Source organism: Cytobacillus sp. Hm23, assembly GCF_051842895.1.
Taxonomy (GTDB): Bacteria; Bacillota; Bacilli; order Bacillales; family SM2101; genus Nanhaiella.
On sequence record NZ_JBPXRQ010000013.1, the window covers coordinates 70,963 to 94,605 of the forward strand.

The following is a 23,643-nucleotide window of genomic DNA, read 5'->3' on the forward strand; positions in this document are numbered from 1 at the left end:
CCTTTCAAACTATCGAGTAAACACTTTTTTCTTCCATGCACATACAATAATTTGAACAAGTTTAATAGGTTTTTAAACTGCATGTATAGGATTCAAATATATACCCTCACTTCTAGATCTGTGTATCCGTTGTAACACCTTCTATCATAGATCATAAAATATTAGCAACAATGAGCTCTAAACGGAGGTGAAAGCATGCAAATTAGCCTTTGTATGATTGTAAAGAATGAAGAGGAAGTATTAGATAATTGTTTATCTTCTATAGCCGAATTAATGGATGAAATTATTATTGTTGATACTGGATCATCGGATAGAACGAAGGAAATAGCAATGAAATATACTGATAAAATTTATGACTTTGAATGGGTAGATGACTTTTCAAAGGCTCGAAATTACTCCTTCTTAAAAGCTACGAAAGATTATATTATGTGGCTTGATGCAGATGATATTGTACCAAATGAAAGTCAGCATAAAATTGCTGAAATAAAGAAAAACCTGTTGGATCTTAACCCTGATGCGATCATGATGCCTTATCAATATAGCTTTGACTCAGAGGGAAGGCCTATCTTAACAATCTATCGTAATCGGATAGTGAAGAGGGAATGTAATTTTAAATGGTATGGATATGTTCATGAGGAAATTAAAGTTTCAGGTAAAGTATTCAAAGCAAATATTATTATTCAGCACAAAAAAGTCCGAACAAAATCAGATCGCAACATAAAGATATACGAAAAAGTCATTGCAGAAAAGAAAACGTTACCTCCGAGGGATGTGCTTCATTATGCAAATGAATGTTTAGATCATCAACAATTTGATAAAGCCATTGAATTATTCGACACCTTTTTAGCCACAGAAAATCAGGCTAAAGATTTTCGTAACTATGCATGTTGGAAGCTTGCGGATACTTATATTAGTCTAAAAGATTATGAAAAAGCAATTGAGTATTGTTTAACATCTTTTACAATTGATTCTCCCAGAGCAGAAATGTGTTGTAGATTAGCATATTGTTTTCAAATAAAAAACGAAATAACTCAGGCAATAAGCTGGTATAAAATAGCTACTAATCTTGATATCCCAGAATTAGAGGACCGTGTAACAATCTTTCAGGAACCATGTTACACATGGCTTCCTCACCTTGAATTGTGCAGCTGCTATATTCATTTAAAAGATTATCAAAATGCAAAATTGCATAATGACTTAGCAGCAAAATATATACCTGACAGTTCTGTAGTAAAGGAGTATAATCAGTTTTTTCATGAAATAACTAATCAGAATAATTGAATATTTGTTCATGAATACAGATGTTCACTGAATTTGCCTGTTTGCGCAATGATTCATTAGCAATAAATACGTACACACTGTATAGTTTTGTGACACTTCTTCTTCTATAAAATGATAATATCCGCCTAATATCTCATTTTTCTATTGTCATTTAGTATGGCTATTTTCGCATTAATTGTTGTTTTTCGTATTAATAGGCAAATAAGTACACAACTAGAGTTCGTGACACCTTTTCTTCTCAAAAGACTAAAAAAATTATTTAATACACATCAGTTATTCAAATGTAAATAAAAAAAGCAACAAAGTGTATGAAAAGTTACTTTAGAAGGGATACTTCTTAAATCCTATCACGTAGTGTTTCGTTTTCTGTAACGTAAGATATTAAGCCTCTAACAATTAGCCGGCATCAGTTAATTGTTAGAGGCTTATTATTCGTATGATTATTCTTTGAATAGTTTTTATTTAGAGCCAACAATATAATCATCCCTATGATACAAGTGGTACCTAGCCATTGAAAAAATCCAAAGGGCTCTTTTAACCAAAATACCGTAGTTAATACAGCAGCTAATGGTTCTAAACTACTTATAAGGCTTGTTTCTTTAGGTGAGAGACTTTGTAAGCTTTCGATATAAAACCAAAATGCAATCATTGTTCCAAATACGATGACAAATATGAGATAAAAGAAGCTTAGTGCATTAATGCTTGAATAATCTATTTGCCAAGGTGGATGAACAAAGCTTAAAGCGATTCCACCTATAATCATAGCCCAGCCAACGATGACAAGGGAATCGTATTGTTTCAGCAAAGGAACGGCATATAAAGTATAAAATGCTAATGCTACGCCAGATAACACACCCCAAACTATCCCAATGGTTGGAACTGACAATTGTGAAAAGGATCCGTTAGTTAATAAGAAAAAACATCCGATTAAAGAGAGAGACACAGTTAGTAGATCTCGCTTCGTTAAAATAGTTTGTTTACGTATTATTAAGTAAACGATAATAAACACTGGTGCTAAATATTGTAACAGTGTTGCAACAGCAGCGTTTCCAAGTTTAATGGATGCCATGTAAGTGTATTGCACCGCAAGCATCCCGCATAAGCCAAAGATAATGAGTTGTATAGCTACCTTCCCATTCTTCCATACCCCGAGTATTTGAGTGCGGTCTTTTCGAACAAATTGGATCGATATGAGTAATAAGCCGGCGATGAGTAATCGTGTTGTTACTAACCAGTTGACATCGATGGCGTATTGTTGAAAGAGTTTTTGTGCAACTGTACCACCAACGCCCCATAATAGAGCTCCCATCATAACGAGAAGTAATCCAGTTCTTCTAGTTGGTCTTTTCATAATGTAACCTCCATATAAAATATAATAATAGTGCTATAATAAGTGAAAATAATTAGAATTTATACATAAATATCACTATAAAATATAAGTATATTGAGGTGGTTGTGTGCAAGTAAAGAATTTTAAAGTGGACCAACAAAGCTTAAAAGAGCAAACGAAGCACCAAACAGTTGCACTACCTATTGCATGTTACGAAACTGAGATTAAGCAAAATATACATGGATATATTCCACTTCATTGGCATGATGAAGTTCAATTTGTATTCATTAAAAAAGGGGAAGCAATATTTCAAATAAATGAAGATAGGATAGTTGTTCAAGAAGGTCATGGGTTATTTATCAATAGTGGTTGCTTGCATATGGCTGAAGATAAGGATCAATCAGGATGTGTTTATATTTGTTTGAATGTTGCTCCACACTTTTTATTATCACAAGAATTATATTCAACCTATGTTACTCCGTATATTCAAGCTACGAATCTACCTTATTTGTATGTAGACACAAATGAAAATTGGGGGAAAAACATACTAGATGTAATTGGAGAAATTAAGCAGTTAATTGAGCACCAATTAGCATGTTTTGAAATTGATATCACTATGCAACTAGCGAATATTTGGAAAAGCTTAATTGTTAACAGATTTAACCTTGAATATGTTCAAACGGAAGTGGTAAAAAATGAGCGAATGAAAAAAATGTTGAACTGGATTCATCTCCACTATGAGCGGAAAATTACGTTAGCAGCTATTGCAAAAGCAGGCGAATTGAGTCGATCTGAATGTTGTAGATATTTTAGACGGATGTTAAATACTACACCGTTAGGTTATGTGATGGATTATCGAATTCAGCAAAGCCTAGTCTTATTGCAACAAGAGGATATAAATGTTACTGAAGTTGCCTATCAGGTAGGTTTTAATAGTGCAAGCTATTTTATCGATAAATTCCGCAAGTCGATCAATATGACTCCATTAGCATACAAAAAGAATAAAATAGTTCCTTGATTATGAGAGGTAAGTGCTAGTTAAGGAGTTAGAACTTAATGACATATTTTTTTACTAGAATGCAAGTCAAAAGAAGTAAGAGGTTAAAAAATAGTAATATTTTGTAAGTATTGAAAAAAATCCAAAAAAAATAATACAATAGCACTAATTCTTATATTTAAAATACAGAAAACTCATAAAACTAATATAATTGAACTATTTAAAAACTTTAGAATACTATTGTATAATAGCGATTGGAGACGACAATTTTCTTCAATTATTTTTTAAATTTGCTCATATTTGCAAGAAAGATTGTAGAAAAAAGAAAGGGGAATACATATGAAAAAGAAGCTTTTTTCAGCAGTTTCAGCAACAGCACTAACACTGTCTTTATTGACACCTTCTTTTAGTGGGGCTCAAGTGAGTGCAGCTTCGAAAGATTGGAATGCTGAGAGATATGGTGATGTTTTAGATATCGGAGCGAAGCTAAGAGCACAAGCTGAGGACGAAGGATTTTTACAAAAGGCAAGAGAAGATATTGCTGCTCAAGTTGATAATATTAATTTAAACGGTGAGGAAGTAGATGCAGAAAATTCATCTGAAGGTACTTTTTCATTTGATGGCGGTACTAAATATTTCCTGAACCAAGATTTACAATTGAAAACATTCACTCTCCGTAGTGTCGGTGAAAATGTAGAAGTATGGGTTGCAGATGATCTTTCTTTTCCAGAGGGAGACCCAAGACCAGCTCACGTAGTCACTCAGGAACAAGTTGATAAATTACGAGATGAATTTGATAATAATATTTATCCAGTAGAAACAGAGTTTTTCGGACAATCAGACTTTTTAACTGGAGAGCACGCTCAATTACCTGCAATTCTTGATTTACCAGAAGACTATTATCTATCTGAAGAAGGTAAAAACATCATGTTAGTGGATAACATCGTTGATGAAAACTTCAATGATCCAAACTATCCATTTTTTACTGCAGGGTTTTATTATTCTCTATTTGAAACATACATTGATCGTAATATTATAACAATTGATACGTTAGATTGGGAAAATAGATTAGATGGTTTCCTAGGAACGGTTGCGCATGAATATCAACATTTAATTCATGATGATAATGATAGTGATGAAGAGAACTGGATAAATGAGGGTATGTCTGATTATGCAGAGTACTTAACTGGTTATGGACATCCGATGGGTCATGTTAATTATTTCTTAGATCATCCAGAAAATTCACTTGTAGAGTGGGATGAGTTCCTAGCAGCTGGAATGGCTCCAGAAACGTTAGCAGATTACGGCCAAGCGTATTTACTACAGCTTTACTTAAGTGAACAATTTGGAACAGAGTTTATTCAAGAGTTAATCAAAGACGAAGCTAATGGTATAGAAAGTGTAAACAACCAATTGTCAGCATTTAATACAGGTATTGATTTCCCTGAACTATTTAGTAGATTTAACACAGCACTAGTTATTGATAGCGCGCAACCAGGTGATGGAATCTATGAATTTGAAAGCATTGATCTACAGGTGAATTTTGAATCTGCAGCTGCTTTCGAAAAGGATGGTGTTCCAGCGTGGGGAGGGAACTTCAAAGTTATTGAATTAGATGATAAGATTCGTACAATTAACTTTGATGGAATTGATTTCCTTCCAATTCCTTGGGAAGTAGCTCAAGATCCACTAGGATCAGGTAATGAAGTATTATGGGCAAGCGAAGGCGATGAAGCAGATAATTTTATCGTTTTAGAAGCTGACCTTAGTAATGTAAACGAGGCAACGTTGCAATTCGATAATTATATCGATATTGAGGAACAATGGGACTTTGGAATTGTCCAAGTTTCAACTGATGGTGGCGAAAATTGGACAAGCCTAGCAAATGAAAACACGCGCTCGGATATCGTGCCAGAAGGTTATCCAAAGATTAAAGAAAACCTTCCAGGATTTACTGGGCATTATGATGATTGGCAAAAAGAAACATTTGATCTTTCTGATTACGCTGGTCAAGAGATTTTAGTTGGTTTCCGTTATATGACTGACTGGGGATACAATGATTCAGGTTGGTTCATTGATAATATTGAAATACCAGAAATTGGCTATGTTCATGATGGAAATTCATTAGATGGCTTACAATCAATCAATGAAGTAAAAGGGCAATATGTTGATTATGCTGTAACGTTCATTAATGAAAGAGCTGTTGGTAAAGATGGCAAGAATAAAAAGTATAAAGTTGTCAATGTAGAGCCATTTAATGTAACTGACGAAGATGCATTAGAATTACGTCAACTATTTAAAGACGGTAAAAACTATATGATCGTCTGGTATGCACCACCTGTTGGTACAAAAGGTTTCGTTGATTTCACATATGAAATTATTACGAAAAGTGATTCAAAAAAAGACCAGAACGGTAACTAAAGTTTGTACCATGTAAATAAAAAGAACTAAGCTCAACGCTTAGTTCTTTTTGTTTTTATCAAGATTATGTTCCTCTATACATACCAACAAAAGTATATAGGATATTCTTACCTTTACAACTATATCAACTATAATTTTATAAAGCGTTTAACATAAATCGAACAAAAACAAGTAAGAAACAAGGAGAGATAAAAGAAAAGAAATACTTAGAGTAACTGGAATATGTCGATCTTGACAAAAAGTCAATTGAGTTTGGACAGAGTTGAAAGTTCGTAAAACAAAGGGGGAAATGAAAACGAGTAACATAAGTGCTACAATTAAATCTATAAAATAGGGATGATTAATATTAGCAACGAAATAGCATTTGTTTCAAATCCAATGCCTCTATCCCCTTTTTTTAATATGTAAGACTTGGGAGTTTGGAGAGATTTTGTAGCTTTCTTTATAATACAGCGTGTTTATTTTACAACCCTTGCGGATTTCTACAATATTCCCTTCAACAACATCGATTTCTGCATGAGAAAGACGAATATTTTCACCTTTAATAAACTGGCTTACTAGTTTTTTCTCAACTAAGGGGATAGTTTTTCTATCCCGTTCCACAATGATTTCTTTAGCTATTAACTTATTTATATGACTTTTGGCTGATAGTTTGATATGAAATTGCTTTGCAAATAACCCTTTTGCAAACACGACTCCGTTACATTTCATTTGATCTGTTTGAAGTATTTGATCAATTGTAACACTGCCTGAACTTACAATCTTTTGTGCTTTTCCATTCATAATATGTAAATTGCCCATATTCTCTATTTCAGCTATTTCAATATTCCCTTTTATTACACAAGAACCCGCATTTTTTAAGAGATCAGCAACAACTTTTGAGTGAAACGAGCTAGATCCATGTGATGATATTACTTTAACGTTTACATCCTGAGGAATAGTAACAGAACCGCGAATGTTTAACTTTTCTATTTGAGCGTCTATGTCTTTCAATTTGCCACTCGTAACAGTAAGTTTCTTATTCTTCTGTTCCTTGTTCATAGTTTACACCACCAATAATTTAGTTAATATATATTGTAAAAACTATATATGTAACTATAGATTTTATTTTAACATAGGGTACTCATTCTATCGATCGTTCTATAAATTTGTGATAATTTAACTAGGCTTTTTTCGTAAACTTTGTTGCTATTTTTTCTAAAAATGGACAGTAAGATAAGTTTTATAAGATTTTATAATTTTTAAAGTAGATAAGGTGCCACGAACCCTGGATGTATACGTGTTAAATCTTAGAACGAGAGGCAGAAAAGATAGCCATAGAAAAAGGCTTAAATCGATTAGAAGCATGGACTAGGGATGATCCTTGGGTGCATAAAGGGTACAAAAAAAATCAGTTTATAGATGTAGAGTCTTATTTTCATGTGTATATTGATGGTAGTCTAGAAATGAAAGATACAATAGCAGCTAAAGCGTTAGCATTACATCCTGTTCAAGCTTTTGCCTATTATAATGGTGAAGATTAAGACAATATAAAAACAAAGTACAAAAGAGTTCATGAATGTACTTGCTTTGAAAAAAGCCTTATCAATCATATATAATTGTTATAAATATGCAAACACCGTATTACATAATAAAGGAGAACAGGTGATAACAATGAACGGTCAACAAAGGTCAAACATTAAACGAGGACTTGAAGTAGAGATTGTGTTAAAAAAAGATCAAATGACTGGAGCACTAACTAGAGGTATTGTAAAAGACATTCTAACGAACTCTCCTCATCACCCCCATGGGATTAAAGTAAGATTAATTGATGGTCAAGTTGGTAGGGTGCAGAGAATCTTATAAATATAGACTGTTTTCAACTAATGTTTGTAGTAGTAGTTGTTCAGCTTAGTATCAATGGAATATCCATTAACACTTGTCTAGTTTAGTGATAATAGCAATAATTTATTAAGTTGATTGGATACTCCTATACTATTACAATTTCAACTATTGTTTATAAATCCTGTTTATAAACAATTCCCTCTTCTAGGTATATCTTTAATAGGGTAAGTGCTTCTCCCCAACCTGTTGCACACCCTATACATGCCTTGAGGTCTTTATCCGATTTAGTATAACCAGTTTCGGTGAGGTCAATTAATGTACCTTCTTTATATGGCTCTAGCTTAAAAGTAACTGTAGTATGTTTTGTTCCTGGTGACCATTGAAAAACAAATTTTTTATTAGGGATACTCTCAATTATTTTCCCACCATCTTCAAGGTTTGCATTTTCAATTCCGAAATTACTCCATTTGAACCGAATATCACCCGTACCTTCCGCATTCATATGTAAAGATGTTTGGTCTGTAAACCATGCATTCCAGCCATCTGCAGAAGTAATCGTTTTATATACTATTTCTTTTGGAATTTTAATATATGTTTTATGGTGAATTGTCAACACTGTTCAAGGACTCCCTTCTGTTATTAATCTATAGTATTACATTAGCATAAATTGTTAAAAAGTTATTTATTTCTTCTAAATTGTGAATCATTACAGTTTTCTCTTTGTTTGTAACAAAAATGAAAGTGTATTGAAATCTACTTTGCTTAGAATTTTGGTAGAATACAGTAACAGCGGTCAGTTTTGGCTATAGGGCTTAGCAATAAATACATCGGAGGAATGTCATGACTGTAGAACAACAATTAATTAATAAGTCTTATTACGAGACTTTTATGGGAGATTATCAATCAAGTTATCCTATTCGTGTGCTTGGTGAGCTTTTTGTTAACGAGCAGCAACGTGAACAGCCTGAGTTATCTTTTATTAGGTACGCTCAAGGGGAGGTTTACTACTTAAGTAATGATTACGAAGCAGCCATTTTTAAATGGGAAAAGGTTGAAAATGAGCTTAAACCTTGGGCTCAGAAAAATATTGCAGATGCATACCTTGAACTACAGATGTATGCTGAGGCTGAGCATGTTTATTCTTCAATTATAACAACCTCTAATACACTTACTTCAGAAATTTCTTTAAAGTTACATACTCTTTATATTGAACAAGGAAATAAACAGTTAGCGAATAAAGCTATTAGAGATGCTGTTGCATTTAACCCAGATTATTCGAATGTAACGAAGTTAGCACAAAATTATTTTGAGGAACAAGAAGATTATTTTAGCATGATTGAGCTTGCAAAAAATGAAGCAGTACGATTAGGATCAATCGAGTGGTATAACACTTTAATGATATATATAGATGAAGGTTGGGCGAAATCAATAAACCCCGATCTTTTTAAAGAACCTTTGCTTATTTTGTACCAAATTGATTTATCTCATTTTGAGTCAATGGTCCAATCACTTTGGATGAGCTATAAAGACGAAGAATACTATTTTGCTTGGATTACAGTGATAAATGAGATATTAGTTGGAGAGGATGATGAAGACAACAAACTTCATAAGTGGGAGAAGTTAAGTGAACTATATAAGAAATCATATATAGATTTTCTTCATGGACCATATTCAATTAAAGAGTTAGCAACAATTGTCCCGATCTATTTACACGTATGGAAACATATTACACCTGATAATGAAGCGATGTTTGTATCTGCAGCGATCTTATCTTGGAATGAGGTTTTTAATGGTGACATCCCTATTGATATTGTTCGACAATGTGAACAACACGTTTTAACAGATCATCTGTATGAGAACGGGCTTGAGGATAGTCTGACATTATTTGATGACATCTTAACTTGGTCAAACCAACACGCGTTACATGTAGGTAATCGTTTGAAGTGGATTGTAAACGAACTAACAACTTTACAAACACAACGTGTGCTAATTGCAAGTGCATTTGAAAATGGGAAAGCAACTTTTATCAATTCCTTGGTTGGGGATCATGTTTTAGCAGAGAATCGATCTACACCATTTGTCGTATTTAACAATGGAGAGAAGAAGGAAATCAAAGAGGTTTTGGATTCGGATGTTAAAGAAATTTCAAATTTAAGTGAATTTCATCAAACGCTTTCTTTTGGTTCGATTGACACGAATACAATGTTTGATTTTAAGCTACCATCTACATTTCTACAACAACATCAAATAACAATGATGAATACGCCAGGTTTCTTAAGTCATAACCAAATGTTGTTTAAATATTTATCACTTGCAGATTCATTAATTTTTGTTCTTGATAGTAGCAACATTTTGACAGAAAAAGAGGTGGAATTGTTAATTAAGCTACAAGAAATGAATCCGTCTTTACCTGTGCATTTTGTTTCAATGACAGTAGAAAGAGATTATTATAAAGATATACATGAAGAAACGATAGCTGATACTAAGGCTATGATTCACAAGTATTTCCCGAATGCTCGAATTTTCTCATATACGAAACATGAAATGAACAAATCGAACTTTAATGAATTAGCGAATGCGGTGAAATCAGGTTTAACTAATAAAAAGCTCATTCATGAACGTACGAAAAAGATTCTCTATTATATTCGAGAAACGATTACTTATATTTTGCAAAAACGCATTGAGAATGAACAAGCATTAACGAATGAAATACAATCACAAGAAGAGATGGTATTGAAGCTAAATGGGGCAATTCACCAACTAAGTGATATAGAGAAAGAAAAAGTACAAGTGATTATAAATATGTTCAGATCGCGGAAAGAAGAGTATAGATCGGAATTGGAAGACAATATTCCAAGAATATTAAAAGAATGTTCAAATATGATTAGTGAGCGTAGTGATTTAGGAACGATCCATCATCAAATAAATGAAGAAATGAACATGAAAATACAACAATATATTGAACAAACGATTTTACCTAAATTACGCGATTCTATTGAACAATGGGTTGAAATGTCGGGAGAAGTACTACGAGATAGTCAGGAATTTTTAACTGAAATGAGCGTTGAATTTAACAAGATATATGAAGAAGAAAAAGTGAAATTAGAATGCGACTTCAAAATATTAGATGATTGGCGAAGAGATGCTAATAGATTGGCAGTAAAAACACATTTTACAAAACAGAATATCTTTTTGAGACGAACTCCTTCTCAGATGATGCTGAAGAGTGCTGGAAAGTTGTTTGGAATGCTGCAGCCAAATAATGAAATGATATATAATAAATACAAAAGTTTTGTTGAAAATGAGGATTACGTTGATGTAACAGATGCCTTTACAAATCAATTGCTAGAGAGGTTCAACTGGTTTGAACAATCATTAGCAGAGGATATATCATCTTTCTTTACACAACCGCATCAAGTGTTAGATGGTAGTTTACAAGAGATGAAACAAGAAATTGGCCGAAACTCTGAAACGTTAATGAATATGAGATCAAATCCGCATTTAGTAGATGACCCTGTATCGTTATTTACTTTAAGACATAAACTACAGGAATGGTTAATAAGAAACATATAAAATGATTGATGAGTGCCACTTATCGTTTTTTAGATTTATACTCAGATGAGACTTAAGTGTTGTTGTCAGGCAGTTTTTGTGCATTTAGCTGCTATTATTACTAAATTAGAACTGAAACTGAGATTTTATACGGTTGTCAATTTACCGAAAAACTATAATCAATGCAAAAACAGTGATATAAAAAGAGGGTACTGTGTTTGTAAAAAAATAAGGACTACAAAAAATATGTATAGCAAAGGAGTTACAATGACAAGTAAAAAAGGAATCGGATGGAGCTTAGATCATAGTTATGCTCGTTTACCGAAGTCATTCTTCTCTAGTTTAAGCTTAAACCCTGTACGATCACCTAAGTTAATAATACTTAACGAGCAAGTTGCAGCTACACTAGGGTTGAACGTCCAGGAACTACAAAGTGAAGAGGGGCTCGCGATACTTGCGGGTAATAATGTACCTAAAGGTGCTCAGCCTATTGCACAAGCTTATGCAGGACACCAATTTGGGCACTTTACTATGCTAGGGGACGGTCGGGCTTTACTAATAGGCGAACAGCATACGCCTGAAGGTGAGCTTGTTGATATTCAGCTAAAAGGTTCAGGTAGGACACCATATTCACGTGGTGGTGATGGTCGTGCAGCTCTGGGATCGATGTTGCGGGAATATATTATTAGTGAGGCGATGCATGCTCTAAATATCCCTACTACACGTAGTTTAGCAGTAGTAACAACTGGTGAGCCAGTTATACGTGAAACGGATTTAGCAGGTGCTATATTGACTCGTATCGCTGCTAGTCACATCCGTGTTGGTACCTTTCAATACGTTCGGAATGGGTGTACAGTTGAAGAACTCAAAATACTAGCAGATTATACTTTGGATCGGCATTTTCCTGATGTCAGTGCCGATGAAAATCGATACGGTGCACTACTTCAGGAAGTAATCGAGCGCCAAGCTTCACTTATTGCTAAATGGCAGCTTGTTGGCTTTATCCATGGAGTAATGAATACTGATAACACAACCATTAGCGGAGAAACGATCGATTATGGTCCTTGTGCCTTTATGGATCATTATGATGAAGCTACGGTGTTCAGTTCGATTGATACACAAGGACGCTATGCTTTTGGTAATCAACCAATGATAGGTGGATGGAATCTTGCAAGGTTTGCTGAATCTTTGTTGCCCCTACTACATGTTAATGAGGAACGAGCAATTGATATCGCTCAGGAGAAGATTTCAGCATTTAATGGTATATTTTATAGTCATTGGCTTTCAGGTATGAGAGCAAAGCTTGGCCTGTTTAATGAAGAGGAACAGGATGAACTTCTTATTAAAGATCTTTTAACAATGATGCAAGAGAATCGTGCTGACTATACGAATACATTCCGTGCATTAACTTTTGATACTTTACAAGATACTGTGATGTTTAAGACAGGGGAATTTGTTACTTGGTATGAAAGATGGCAAGCGAGGTTAGAAAGGCAACAAGAATCGAGCCCTGCATCGAAACAGTTGATGAAGGGTAGCAACCCTGCAATCATCCCCCGCAATCATCGGGTAGAGGATGCGCTAGATGCAGCAGTGGAAAGCGGAGATTATAGCGTGATGGAGCGGCTACTACACGTTCTTTCGAACCCATACGGCCACACTTCAGAGCAGGTTGAATATAGCACACCACCAGAACCATCAGTCAAACCATACCGAACGTTTTGTGGTACATGATGATCAGGTGGCGAAATCGGTATTGATCGTAAAATCTTAAAACTAAATAAGTTCCACTAATAAGTGTCGAGATTCCCATATTAGTGGAACTTTTAAAAGGTTTCAGCCTCGGGCAATTAAGTTATTAATTATGATTATGTATATACTGCTTATCTTGTAGTCAACAAAAAACGGCACTACCCTAAATGCAAAGCTGTCCATATATGGAGTAATAAACACTATAATATAACAAGATTTTAATAGTAAACAGTGAACATAGTACAGAATAATGTCTTTATCCAGAAATTAATCAGTGTTTTCGAAAAGCGTCGAATTTATTTGAAGGTCCTTTTGTGTATTTCAATCAGGAGATGACTAAAAAGAAGGCGTTTTTTACAATGACTGCAACAACAACACTAGAGTCGTACAAAGCCCTTACTCTTCAAAATGTATTGATTTTTTATTGTGAAGGAAAAGAGGAGATCAATAACAATTTACGTAATTAATATTTACGTATTAGTGTATTTTACGACTGGCCACTTCTCTTTTCGTAAAGCGTTCATTAGATCTGGCCCTACATGCAAATTAGCTTGCACTAACTCATGTGGTGTGAGAGCTAACCATTGATTTAAAGATATATCTTCAAAGCGGTTACTCTTAAAAACTTCTAAAAACCAAAGACTTTCTTCTCCGATGTTTTGTATATAATGTCCGAAAGCAAACGGGACATAACCGACATCTCCCGCCCTATAATTAAAGGTTCGTGCGGTACCTTCTGCTGCAAATACTGTCATTCTTCCCTTACCAGTAAGATAATATTGCCATTCATCTGTGTTTGGGTGCCAGTGCATTTCTCTCATGGCACCAGGCTTGATTTCAACTAGAGCAGCTGCAATTGTAGTTGAAACAGGAAAATTGGTAGAATCAACGATTCGAACAGTTCCCCCAGAAGTTATGATTGGCTCTTGTGCCATTAAACGATGTGTAAAGCTCTTTGGAACAGTTCCATAGGGGCTTTGAATTATTTGATTGTTAATTGGCTTAGGAACTTGTGCTTGAAACATGTATCGTTGCTTGGTAGGTATATGAGCAAAAGCACTTTCAGATACTCCAAAGTTATTAACCAGTATATCCTTTGGTGTATGAGCAAACCAGTCCGAGAGCATAAAGGTATCGCTCTCCGTAAAATTTCCATCATCAAAAATGAGTAAGAATTCACAGCCTCCATCCAATCCCTGAATGGAATGTGGAATACCTGGTGGAAAATACCAAAGGTCACCTGCCTCTACATCTGCAATAAAGTTTCTACCATCCTGATCAACTGCTGTAATCCGTGCTTTCCCTAGAAGTAAATAAGCCCACTCGGCTTGTTTATGCCAGTGTAACTCACGTACGCCACCGGGGGTTAGACGCATATTGACACCTGCGATTGTAGTTGCAATTGGTAGTTCTCTAACAGTCACTTCTCGTGCCCATCCTCCGTGATATAGATTCATTGGTGTATCAGAAAATGAGAACTTTAGATTAGGTATTCTGCCAGCATCAGTCTTAGGAGGGACGAGCATATCTGGGTTCTCAATATCTCTCAAAATGTCTCTAGGTCCAAGATCAGTAGCACCTGCTCCATCTTCCCTAATTGGCTGAGGCACATCGTCCGAATGAATCTGATGTCGTTTTTTCATTATGAACACTCCTTGATATGTGATCCTAACGTTGGTTGTTTATGATATATAGTTTATGAATTCGATATTACCCATATGTCCATTGAAAAAGTTATAATAAACATAATAAAAAAATTAAGAAAATTAACAAAAAAAACTTGAAAGTGACAATGCCGTCACTTAAAATAAAGTATGAATAGTGAGCATATTACATAATAACTTATGGCTCTTTTCGTAAATCTTTGTTTTTTTATTAAAAAATTTACAGAATGTTTAGTTTTATGAGAGCTCAGTAATTGTAAAAGTAGAAAAGATGCCTCGACCGCTAGATGTATACGTACTTATATCTTAGAACGAAAAGCAACAACTATTGTGAAAACAGCCTAAATGAAATCTACTAATTAGGGGGAAGATGGAGTGGAAACATTTAAAAAACCAGATGTAGAACAATTTTTACGAGCATATAAAATACAAGATTTTGTTGTAAGTAGTGATGAAAATCAACTTATTTTTAGTACGAATATTAGTGGAAAGTTTAATTTGTGGGCAATGGATTTACCAAATGAATTTCCATATCCACTTACATTTAATGATCAAAGCTGCCATGGGCTTCAGTATGACAAGAGTGGAAAATTTGTAATCGCAGCATTTGATCATGAAGGGGACGAAAATGCTCAAATCTATATGATTCCTCCACATGGTGGCGAATTACAGCCAGTTAGAACCTCAGAAGGCAATCGTCACATTTCACCGATTTTATCAGATGATGGCAAACGTTTATACTATACATCTTCAAAAGATGAACCGACTTTCCTAAAGAGTTATTGCTATCACCTCGATTCAGGGGAAGAACAAGTCGTTCATGATGGGGAAGGCGCGGCTACATTTTTACTAGATATTAGTCCTAGTGAAGAGAGCTTTATTATTAGTAAGCTTTTCTCTAACACTCACAAGCTATCCTATGTAAAAGTAAATGAGGAGTTAATTTCCTTAACACCAGAAACGAATGAGCAGCACACTGTAACAGATGCTGTATATGTTTCAGAGACAGAGATTTTTCTCATAACAGATTATGGTGAGGATTTTTCATATATTGCTAAATTTAATATTGAAACTAAAGAGTTTAACAAACTAGTTTCAGTACCTGGTGCAGGCTTCAAAATGATTAAATATGATAAACAACATAAACAACTATACGCTGTTAGCGAAAAGGGTGTTGAAGATCTTCTATATCGATACGAAATAGATTCGAAGCAATTAGAAGAGGTTGAGAGTCCAGTAGGAGAGGTTCAAAAGTTAACTGTTACAGAAAGTGGTCATTTATATTTATTAGGCACTTCTGCTACGAAGCCAGCAAATATTTATAAAAAAGAAAGTAACTCACATACATGGAAGCAGCTAACAAACAATCGTGTGCTCGGTGTAGATGAGAAACAGTTAGTCGATCCGGAAGTAATTAAGTATGAGTCGTTTGATGGACTCGAGATAGAAGCACTCTTCTTTAAAGCAAAAGCTACAAATAGCAATGGTCATGTTATTTTTTGGCCACACGGTGGACCTCAGTATGGTGAACGTAAATTCTTTAGAGGTGTGTTTCAATATTTAATTAGTGAAGGGTTTAGTATTTTTGCACCTAATTTCCGAGGTTCTACTGGATATGGATTAAAGTTTACAAAAATGGTTGAAGGTGATTGGGGACATGGTCCACGCCTTGATAATATTGAAGGGTTAGAATACCTAATTAAAAATGGCTATGCAGATCGAGATAAGATTTTCCTAATAGGTGGAAGCTATGGTGGCTACATGTCGTTATTGCTCCATGGAAGACATCCGGAATATTTTAAGGCTGTAGTGGATATTTTTGGTCCTAGTGATTTGTTTTCGTTTATTAATTCTGTACCTGAGTTTTGGAAACCAATCATGGATCAATGGGTTGGAAACCCGGAAAGAGACAAAGAAAAGTTAATTGAGTATTCTCCGATTACATATTTAGATAGCATGACCAAACCAATGCTTGTTATTCAAGGAGCAAACGACCCACGTGTTGTAAAAGCAGAATCAGATCAAATCGTAGCTGCACTACAAGAAAAAGGTCGAGATGTTGAATATATGGTGTTAGAAGACGAGGGACATGGATTTTCAAAACTGGAGAATGAGTTAAAAGTGTATAGAACTGTGTCAGCATTCCTTGAAAAATATATGTAATGTGAGTAAATAACTATGGGGCTTTCAAATTAGTCAATACTTGACTTTTTGAGGCTCCTTTTGAATGTGTATAATAGTTTTTTCACCTTTAGCTTTGTTCCCTTTTATATATATTGTTCAGCAAATCACAATTAAGAAAAGATCAATTGTTCAAAGGAGAGTCTTTATGCCCTTGTATAACAAACTCGTTCGTGATTACATTCCTAAAATTATTGAAGAATCAGGAAGGAATTATCGAATTAAACACTTATCAGATGAAGAATATACGGAAGAATTGAAGAAAAAACTAATAGAAGAAGTGCAGGAATATCTTGATGCTAAAGATCATGAATCTGCTGTAGAAGAGTTAGCTGACGTACTTGAACTCATACATGCATTAGCAGAAGTTCATCATGTAACCATTGAAAAAGTTGAGGAAAGGCGAGATTTAAAGAACCAAAATAGAGGTGGCTTTAAAGATAAAGTGTTTCTCATTGATGTAGAGGATCATTAAGAAAAGTAAAACAACTTGATTTCAAAACTTGTAGAGCGAACAGCTATGTTTACCCCATCTTATAATTAGAAAGGGGTAAACATATGTCAGGTTAACATCATTTGCTTATCTTTCAAAGACTTCTTAGTAGCCTAGAATAGAAGAACATAATTAGTTACCTGATACTACATCGATAGGTATTTCTTGGCCATTACTAAAAAACCGAATGTATTCATAATCCTTATCCTTTTTTAACTTATACAATACATGATTATTTAAGGTCTTATTAGTATAATCGTCAGTTTCATCTTTGTTAAACCGAACGTTTATTGTATCATCAGTAGCTTCTACATTAAAATCCGTATAGTAAGTAGCTTGATCTCCTTGTATTACATTTTTTCCATTTAAAAGCACATAAAGTGTTTTTTCGCCATCAAAAAAAAGATGAACTCCATTTTTGCTCTCCACCGATTCGAAAAATCTCCTAACATCTTTATCAACATGGTTCATAGTTGTTTCTGAAAAAGTTAAACCTGAATTGCATCCTACTAAAAAAACAAGTGTAAATAGTGATAAAAGCTTTTTCACTAATAATCCCCCTCATACTTCATATCTGTATTTTACATTAAATGGGTGATGTGATTGTGTTAAATTTTCCGTTAACTTATTAGATATTAATATTCTTATCTCTTTTTAAAAAGTTTTTACTATATACCCCATGTTGAAAATAAAGATTATAATCGAATTGATTGTATACATGGGAGATAGGGAGGATGTATTCCTATTTGAGAAGATGCATTGGGTTGTTGTCATTGTAATTTTATTTTATTATAGAAAACAAACTATACAACAATGGGGTGATCATATGGCAAATATAAAATATGAAGTAATAGATAAATTTGGAGTTCTTTCTGAGTCAGCGAAAGGTTGGACAAAAGAGCTTAGAAGTATTAGCTGGAACGATAGAGAGCCGAAATTTGATATTAGAGAGTGGTCTCCTGATGGCGAAAAAATGGGTAAAGGTATCACAGTTACGAAAGATGAATTGATTAAGCTCAGAGACATGTTAAATACGATGGAGCTGTAAGTCATATTGTTTTTTTATTTATTCAAATTGAAAGTAATCTATCGTTAATATTATTTTCCATGTAGCGGTTGTTTACATGATATCGATTACTGCTATAAGAACGAAGAAGAGATTACATTCTTTTATTTCTATCAGCCTGTTCACGTTAAGAGCTTCAATTGTACATAAGTTCTTACAGAGCAATGTGTTGAAATTTCTTGAGGCTGACTTTTGTGTCAGCCTCTTAGTTATGCGACATATCGTCACATAACTGAATATTAAGGAATCATTCCGTATTTAATAATGGAGATGAGGATATTAAATTTAGCAAATATTATTTTGCGAATGGATCTCTTGTAACTATTATAAAGTGGCTTTTCTACGTTTGAAAAGATACTCAACGCTTGATTTATAATTATTAGTATGACAAGAAACATTTAATGCGATAACAGCCTGTTTATTTTACGCTTTTTAGGAAAACATGAATAACATTTAAGGTGTCCTATCATAAACTATAACTAAACCTATACATGCTATAATTGCAGTATACAAACAATATTTTGATTGAAGGTGATGTGATGTTCTCTAATGAAGAACGAGATGCCGTTTACAAGGTCATCGGCAGAAGAAGAGATATTCGATCCTTTTTATCTGATCCATTACCTGTAGATGCTATTCAACGAATTCTTCAGGCAGGGCATAGCGGTCCATCAGTTGGATTTATGCAGCCATGGAATTTCATTTTAATAACTACAGATGAAGTGAAAGAACAGTTAGCTTGGGCGGCGGATAAGGAACGTAAAGCATTGGCCATTCATTATGAAGGGGAGAAGAAAAACAACTTTTTAGATTTAAAAGTTGAAGGTTTAAAGCAAGCGCCACTAACGATTTGTGTTACATGTGACCCTACACGCGGTGGTTCACATGTACTCGGGAGAAATTCGATACCTGAAACGGATATTATGTCGGTTTCATGTGCCATCCAAAATATGTGGTTAGCCTCTTGTGTCGAAGGAATTGCACTAGGCTGGGTAAGTTTTTACAAAAAGAATGATGTTAGAGATATACTAAATATTCCACCTCATATTGACCCAGTTGCACTTCTATCACTTGGTTATACAGATCATTACCCTAAAGCTCCTTTGCTAGAAATCCATAACTGGGAAAAGCGTCAAGATCTACAAAAGTTAGTATACTATGAAGCATGGGGAGTTAAAGGGGAGTTGCATGAAGAAGTTTAGTACTTCGGATTGGAGTCAACCAAAAATTGATATTGTGTAATGTACTATGCTCAGTTCTCAATACGGAATAATAGATGTATATGTAAACAAACCGCTTGCTGCTACGTGTGAGCAAGCGGAACAGCACTTGTTCAATATGAATTATAGATGAAAGATCCGAATAAATAGTAAGGGCAAACTCTTATTTATTTTTACCTACAGAAAATCCACTAAATAGACGTCCTCCAAAGGGAAGTAACACGCTTTCTACCAATGCAATGACTTTTTCTTTATTATTCGTTTGATAGAATAAATCAAACGCTTCGACATAGTCCTTCGTAAACGATTTATCAAAATGATTTAAAGAGCGAACCATCCATTTGGACGTACCGATCCATTGCCTATTCGTTCTTAGTACAAATTCGTGGACCAATTCAGCCAACGTATTGGCAATAAAGATAGCTTCGAACCTATTAGAGGAGCCAATAAAATCATCTAGGGCATCAGTAATGAAATATCGTTTCATAATGATCGTCTCTTCGGACCACTGTTCTGGCCCTTTGCTTAATATTTCATTAGCCTCTTGTTTGATTCGACCTATGATGTCAGAGTCTTTTATAACAATCCCTTCGGAAATCATTCTTTGTAAAGTTGGTCTTGCCCTTTTATAATCACTATCAAAAAATTCCTTATAGGAAGATAAATTATGAACAAAAACCTCGATAGGCCAATCTAAATAAATGAGTGATTCTCGATACGATCGATCAATATTTTTGTCAAAAATAACGATATCAAGGTCAGATGTCTCTGTCGCCTCACCTCTTATGACACTTCCTGCGAGTATAGCTGCATGACAAATTGGAAAATGACAGTGTATAAATTTTCTTGCAGCTTCGATAGGACTTAGTCTACTAGCTAAAGCTTTATCAAGTTCACTACTTGTTCCTGCACTATAAGTAATACTCCTGGTATTGTTAATATCATCCATAATATTCCTCCGAAGTATATTCTATTATTGCAATTAATTATATAATATAAACTGGTAATTTATATAGGCTCTTTTAGTAAACTTTGTTGCTATTGTTATCCAATTAGTACCAAAAATAGTGGTTTTACATGGCTAGTCATTGTTGTACAGAAGGAAAGATGCCACGAACTCTAGTTGTGTACGTTTTTGACTCTTAGTACGTGAAGCAACAATTAATGCGAAAACAGCCTTTACATAACATCAAAAAATAAGACGAGGTATGAAATGGAGCCCTTTAAACTATTAAATCAAATCATAGATACATATAAGCGTATATTAGATAATAATCTAGTAGGTATATATTTACATGGTTCACTAGCGATGAACTGCTATAACGATTCCAGTGATATAGATTTTGTTGTTGTCGTAAAAAAACCAATCGATTTTGCTACAAAAAAAGAACTCATTCATACCATTATTCATTTAGAAAATGTTCCACCTAAAGGAGTGGAAATGAGTGTCATTCTCGAGAGATTTGCACATGAAATCGTACATCCAACACCGTTTGAGTTGCACTATTCGAATTTTCATAAGGAAAGGTACTTATCAGACAATAATTATATATGCGGAGGCTATACAGACCCTGAATTAGCAGCCCATTTGACTATTATTTTTCATAGAGGTAAGTGTTTATATGGAAAAGAAATTGAAGAAGTTTTTACAGAAGTACCAAGAGATATTTATATTGATGCTATTTGGTACGATATTAAAAATGCCAAAAATGAAATTGTGAATGATGCAGTCTATTTCACTTTAAACTTGTGCCGGGTACTTTTTTATGTAACAGAAGGTGTTATTTGTTCAAAACTTGAAGGTGGGAATTGGGGTCAGGAAAACTTGCCTCAACAATATCGAAAAATAGTTGATGATGCTGTAAAAGTGTATATAGGTCAATTAGGAAAAATGAATATTACAGACGAAAGCTTATTAAGCTTTGCGGATTATATGTTACATGAGATAAGAAAACACATCATGCCTATTAAGTAGGGTACTTCCTTACTAAGAAATATACACATTTTCGAAAAGTACCTTTAAGGAGCGTGATTTAGTGACATTTACGTTTGATTTTGATAGGAATGTTCCTATGCTTATTTCAACACTCATTTCATGGGGAGTAATTGCTTATATTTGCTTGAAATTATCTAAAAAAAAGGAAAAGATAAGCATATGGAAAATTATTGTCATACTTCTAGTTGGGATGTTCTCTCTAGCAATCAATTGGAATATATTCAATACGCAAGTAAAAATAGCCATCTTACCTATTGGCGTGTGGATACTACTTCTAGTTTATCGAAGAAAAATAGATAAGTGGAAAAATTATCGAGCTTTCGCTTGGACAGGGTTTCTAGCGAATTACATCTTCATTTTTACTACGCTATTAACAGTCCCTATTTATCATTTGTTGTATCCAAGTGATGAGCTATCGACATATATTTCTAATGTAGAAGATACTCATATGATAAATACACATATGTCTGCACCGGCTAATATATTAAATAAAGCTATGTTAATTGAACAAATTCCATCATATACACTAGAACAAGATCCTGATGGAGAATGGTATGAAAGTCGTTATTTAAGAGTTGAACAAAATGACAGGAAAGAAAGATTTCCGTACTTACTTTTGGATACTAAGCCCCAATGGGGAAGTGGACTGTTAACGATGATTTATATTGAAGAAAATGGGAAAGGACTTCTCATATCGACTCCTGAAAAACAATTGTACTTCCACTCTACAAAATCGATTTTTGAGAGGGGAGAAAAAATAAATGACTAACAAAAGATTTAAGATTGTTATTTCTGTAGTTGCGATTATCACTTCATTTGTTATTGTTTAATACGGTTTACTTTACAAAACCAACTGATTTCCCAACAAATGAACAATTGATTGTTGAAATGAACAACCTTTTTCCTGAAGGAAAAGTTAGTAAAATTCAAGATAAGCTTTATTTAAATGAAAAGAATGTATTTGTACCTTTTATTTCTGAAAATGATATATATGGTACAAGCTATTGGGTATGGAAGAAGTGTCAATGGAGTATGGTTAGCATTGATACTGAGGGTGGACCAATCATGTGGCAAGCTAATAAAAAAGACCCTCATTCATATTATATTGTATGGAACATTGACCCAGGTGAACAAGTCGCTTACATTGACTTTTATTTAACAAAGAAGCGAAGCTATAGTGTTACAGAAGCGGTACATCATTATTACAGACCAAGTATTTTATTGAAGCAAAATGTTTCTATATTGGAAGAACCTTATGGTGCAATGTCGATACCTATTGAATGGTCGACCTTCATAGAAGGTGAGAAAGAAATAGAGTCTGCCAAAAATAGCAATACATTGTTAGGGCAATTTTATTATTTTAATAGATATATGCTGATTGGATATATATTATACGATGTAAATCATAAGGAGACAGCATTACAAAAATCTATAAATAGACATCGCTTCTCAACGGAGAATATAGATTTTGAATATCTTTTCAGATTAAACGAAAATGAAATTAAAGAATTTAACTAACAATCTTGTCACGAAGATGATCGTTATGGAAGTAAAACTTTTGATTGCTTCACATACAGAAGTATATAAAAGACTTCGATTACAAGCTTTACTAGCAAATCCTGGAGCGTTTGCTCAAGTTAAACAATAACCAATACGAAAATAGTCTTGCAAAAAAAGAAGGATGATTTAGAATTTTTGTTCTTTATGAATCCCAAGATTTACATTTAAAACAATACTCAATACCTACATAAATCCTGTTATAATGAAATAGGAGCAAATGTAAGAAGTCATACATCAGACTTCTGTAACTTTATTTTTTTGCTCCCAATGTAAACGCATCCAATAGAACATAGTTAAGAGAGGAGA

Annotated in this window: 21 protein-coding genes; 15 read left to right on the forward strand and 6 right to left on the reverse strand. The window is 34.0% G+C overall.

The window, feature by feature from the left end:
• The first annotated feature begins 195 nt into the window (after positions 1–195).
• Positions 196–1,281 (forward strand): tetratricopeptide repeat-containing glycosyltransferase family 2 protein, encoded by a 1,086-nt coding sequence (locus tag ACSVDA_RS10575; RefSeq protein WP_485883033.1) that lies wholly within the window; start codon positions 196–198, stop codon positions 1,279–1,281.
• Between the two features lie 406 nt (positions 1,282–1,687).
• Here the strand turns inward: ACSVDA_RS10575 and ACSVDA_RS10580 are convergent, their stop codons facing one another.
• Complete coding sequence (locus ACSVDA_RS10580) at positions 1,688–2,632, reverse strand: DMT family transporter (protein WP_485883034.1); 945 nt, start codon at positions 2,630–2,632, stop codon at positions 1,688–1,690.
• A 106-nt stretch (positions 2,633–2,738) separates the two neighbouring features.
• Between ACSVDA_RS10580 and ACSVDA_RS10585 the strand changes: the two genes are divergently transcribed.
• The gene (locus ACSVDA_RS10585; protein WP_485883036.1) at positions 2,739–3,629 is read left to right on the forward strand and encodes an AraC family transcriptional regulator; all 891 of its coding nucleotides are present in this window, start codon (positions 2,739–2,741) and stop codon (positions 3,627–3,629) included.
• Between the two features lie 318 nt (positions 3,630–3,947).
• On the forward strand, positions 3,948–6,029 hold the full coding sequence (locus tag ACSVDA_RS10590; RefSeq protein WP_485883038.1) for a choice-of-anchor J domain-containing protein: 2,082 nt from the start codon (positions 3,948–3,950) through the stop codon (positions 6,027–6,029).
• Between the two features lie 384 nt (positions 6,030–6,413).
• Here ACSVDA_RS10590 and ACSVDA_RS10595 read toward each other — a convergent pair whose 3' ends face one another.
• On the reverse strand, positions 6,414–7,070 hold the full coding sequence (locus tag ACSVDA_RS10595) for a hypothetical protein (protein ID WP_485883039.1): 657 nt from the start codon (positions 7,068–7,070) through the stop codon (positions 6,414–6,416).
• A 326-nt stretch (positions 7,071–7,396) separates the two neighbouring features.
• On the opposite strand from ACSVDA_RS10595, the gene ACSVDA_RS10600 reads away from it, so the two are divergent.
• Together ACSVDA_RS10600 and ACSVDA_RS10605 are read left to right on the forward strand one after the other, a co-directional pair.
• Positions 7,397–7,552: a hypothetical protein gene (locus ACSVDA_RS10600; RefSeq protein ID WP_485883040.1), complete on the forward strand. Its 156-nt coding sequence runs from the start codon at positions 7,397–7,399 to the stop codon at positions 7,550–7,552.
• A gap of 130 nt (positions 7,553–7,682) precedes the next feature.
• On the forward strand, positions 7,683–7,874 hold the full coding sequence (locus ACSVDA_RS10605; RefSeq protein WP_214480569.1) for a YwbE family protein: 192 nt from the start codon (positions 7,683–7,685) through the stop codon (positions 7,872–7,874).
• A 151-nt stretch (positions 7,875–8,025) separates the two neighbouring features.
• On the opposite strand, the gene ACSVDA_RS10610 is transcribed toward ACSVDA_RS10605, so the two are convergent.
• Positions 8,026–8,469 (reverse strand): SRPBCC family protein, encoded by a 444-nt coding sequence (locus ACSVDA_RS10610; RefSeq protein WP_485883042.1) that lies wholly within the window; start codon positions 8,467–8,469, stop codon positions 8,026–8,028.
• Between the two features lie 224 nt (positions 8,470–8,693).
• Here ACSVDA_RS10610 and ACSVDA_RS10615 point away from each other — a divergent pair, with 224 nt between their 5' ends.
• The 3 genes from ACSVDA_RS10615 to ACSVDA_RS10625 all read left to right on the forward strand — a co-directional run bounded on the left by ACSVDA_RS10615 (position 8,694) and on the right by ACSVDA_RS10625 (position 13,624).
• Positions 8,694–11,426 carry a GTP-binding protein gene (locus ACSVDA_RS10615; protein WP_485883044.1) on the forward strand — a complete coding sequence of 911 codons (2,733 nt, stop codon included), beginning with the start codon at positions 8,694–8,696 and terminating at the stop codon, positions 11,424–11,426.
• Between the two features lie 246 nt (positions 11,427–11,672).
• Positions 11,673–13,139 (forward strand): protein adenylyltransferase SelO, encoded by a 1,467-nt coding sequence (locus tag ACSVDA_RS10620; protein ID WP_485883046.1) that lies wholly within the window; start codon positions 11,673–11,675, stop codon positions 13,137–13,139.
• Between the two features lie 350 nt (positions 13,140–13,489).
• Entirely contained in the window at positions 13,490–13,624 is a 135-nt protein-coding gene (locus tag ACSVDA_RS10625) for a hypothetical protein (protein ID WP_485883048.1), read from the forward strand.
• Between the two features lie 3 nt (positions 13,625–13,627).
• Here ACSVDA_RS10625 and ACSVDA_RS10630 read toward each other — a convergent pair whose 3' ends face one another.
• Positions 13,628–14,800, reverse strand: a complete 1,173-nt coding sequence (locus tag ACSVDA_RS10630) for an oxalate decarboxylase family bicupin (protein WP_485883050.1) — start codon at positions 14,798–14,800, stop codon at positions 13,628–13,630.
• A gap of 396 nt (positions 14,801–15,196) precedes the next feature.
• Between ACSVDA_RS10630 and ACSVDA_RS10635 the strand changes: the two genes are divergently transcribed.
• Both ACSVDA_RS10635 and ACSVDA_RS10640 read left to right on the forward strand, forming a co-directional pair.
• Positions 15,197–16,984, forward strand: coding sequence for a S9 family peptidase (locus ACSVDA_RS10635; RefSeq protein WP_485883051.1), 1,788 nt, complete (start codon positions 15,197–15,199; stop codon positions 16,982–16,984).
• A gap of 166 nt (positions 16,985–17,150) precedes the next feature.
• Positions 17,151–17,477: a nucleoside triphosphate pyrophosphohydrolase gene (locus tag ACSVDA_RS10640; protein WP_485883053.1), complete on the forward strand. Its 327-nt coding sequence runs from the start codon at positions 17,151–17,153 to the stop codon at positions 17,475–17,477.
• A 150-nt stretch (positions 17,478–17,627) separates the two neighbouring features.
• Here ACSVDA_RS10640 and ACSVDA_RS10645 read toward each other — a convergent pair whose 3' ends face one another.
• A complete protein-coding gene (locus ACSVDA_RS10645) occupies positions 17,628–18,044 on the reverse strand; it encodes a hypothetical protein (protein ID WP_485883055.1) in 417 nt (138 codons plus the stop codon).
• A 277-nt stretch (positions 18,045–18,321) separates the two neighbouring features.
• Here ACSVDA_RS10645 and ACSVDA_RS10650 point away from each other — a divergent pair, with 277 nt between their 5' ends.
• The gene (locus tag ACSVDA_RS10650) at positions 18,322–18,543 is read left to right on the forward strand and encodes a YdbC family protein (RefSeq protein WP_485883056.1); all 222 of its coding nucleotides are present in this window, start codon (positions 18,322–18,324) and stop codon (positions 18,541–18,543) included.
• A 557-nt stretch (positions 18,544–19,100) separates the two neighbouring features.
• A complete protein-coding gene (bluB, locus tag ACSVDA_RS10655) occupies positions 19,101–19,763 on the forward strand; it encodes a 5,6-dimethylbenzimidazole synthase (protein ID WP_485883117.1) in 663 nt (220 codons plus the stop codon).
• A 181-nt stretch (positions 19,764–19,944) separates the two neighbouring features.
• Here the strand turns inward: bluB and ACSVDA_RS10660 are convergent, their stop codons facing one another.
• Entirely contained in the window at positions 19,945–20,730 is a 786-nt protein-coding gene (locus ACSVDA_RS10660; RefSeq protein WP_485883058.1) for a nucleotidyltransferase domain-containing protein, read from the reverse strand.
• Between the two features lie 264 nt (positions 20,731–20,994).
• On the opposite strand from ACSVDA_RS10660, the gene ACSVDA_RS10665 reads away from it, so the two are divergent.
• From ACSVDA_RS10665 to ACSVDA_RS10675, 3 genes are all read left to right on the forward strand, one after another.
• Positions 20,995–21,756: an aminoglycoside adenylyltransferase domain-containing protein gene (locus tag ACSVDA_RS10665; protein WP_485883060.1), complete on the forward strand. Its 762-nt coding sequence runs from the start codon at positions 20,995–20,997 to the stop codon at positions 21,754–21,756.
• A gap of 61 nt (positions 21,757–21,817) precedes the next feature.
• Positions 21,818–22,546, forward strand: coding sequence for a hypothetical protein (locus ACSVDA_RS10670; protein WP_485883062.1), 729 nt, complete (start codon positions 21,818–21,820; stop codon positions 22,544–22,546).
• A 53-nt stretch (positions 22,547–22,599) separates the two neighbouring features.
• Entirely contained in the window at positions 22,600–23,295 is a 696-nt protein-coding gene (locus ACSVDA_RS10675; protein ID WP_485883063.1) for a hypothetical protein, read from the forward strand.
• The last annotated feature ends 348 nt before the right edge of the window (positions 23,296–23,643 follow it).

Coding starts and splice junctions, on each gene's coding strand:
- ACSVDA_RS10575 (WP_485883033.1), top strand. CDS start 196: ATGCAAATTAGCCTTTGTATGATTGTAAAGAATGAAGAGGAAGTATTA.
- ACSVDA_RS10580 (WP_485883034.1), bottom strand. CDS start 2,632: ATGAAAAGACCAACTAGAAGAACTGGATTACTTCTCGTTATGATGGGA.
- ACSVDA_RS10590 (WP_485883038.1), top strand. CDS start 3,948: ATGAAAAAGAAGCTTTTTTCAGCAGTTTCAGCAACAGCACTAACACTG.
- ACSVDA_RS10595 (WP_485883039.1), bottom strand. CDS start 7,070: ATGAACAAGGAACAGAAGAATAAGAAACTTACTGTTACGAGTGGCAAA.
- ACSVDA_RS10605 (WP_214480569.1), top strand. CDS start 7,683: ATGAACGGTCAACAAAGGTCAAACATTAAACGAGGACTTGAAGTAGAG.
- ACSVDA_RS10615 (WP_485883044.1), top strand. CDS start 8,694: ATGACTGTAGAACAACAATTAATTAATAAGTCTTATTACGAGACTTTT.
- ACSVDA_RS10620 (WP_485883046.1), top strand. CDS start 11,673: ATGACAAGTAAAAAAGGAATCGGATGGAGCTTAGATCATAGTTATGCT.
- ACSVDA_RS10625 (WP_485883048.1), top strand. CDS start 13,490: ATGACTAAAAAGAAGGCGTTTTTTACAATGACTGCAACAACAACACTA.
- ACSVDA_RS10630 (WP_485883050.1), bottom strand. CDS start 14,800: ATGAAAAAACGACATCAGATTCATTCGGACGATGTGCCTCAGCCAATT.
- ACSVDA_RS10640 (WP_485883053.1), top strand. CDS start 17,151: ATGCCCTTGTATAACAAACTCGTTCGTGATTACATTCCTAAAATTATT.
- ACSVDA_RS10650 (WP_485883056.1), top strand. CDS start 18,322: ATGGCAAATATAAAATATGAAGTAATAGATAAATTTGGAGTTCTTTCT.
- bluB (WP_485883117.1), top strand. CDS start 19,101: ATGTTCTCTAATGAAGAACGAGATGCCGTTTACAAGGTCATCGGCAGA.
- ACSVDA_RS10660 (WP_485883058.1), bottom strand. CDS start 20,730: ATGGATGATATTAACAATACCAGGAGTATTACTTATAGTGCAGGAACA.
- ACSVDA_RS10665 (WP_485883060.1), top strand. CDS start 20,995: ATGGAGCCCTTTAAACTATTAAATCAAATCATAGATACATATAAGCGT.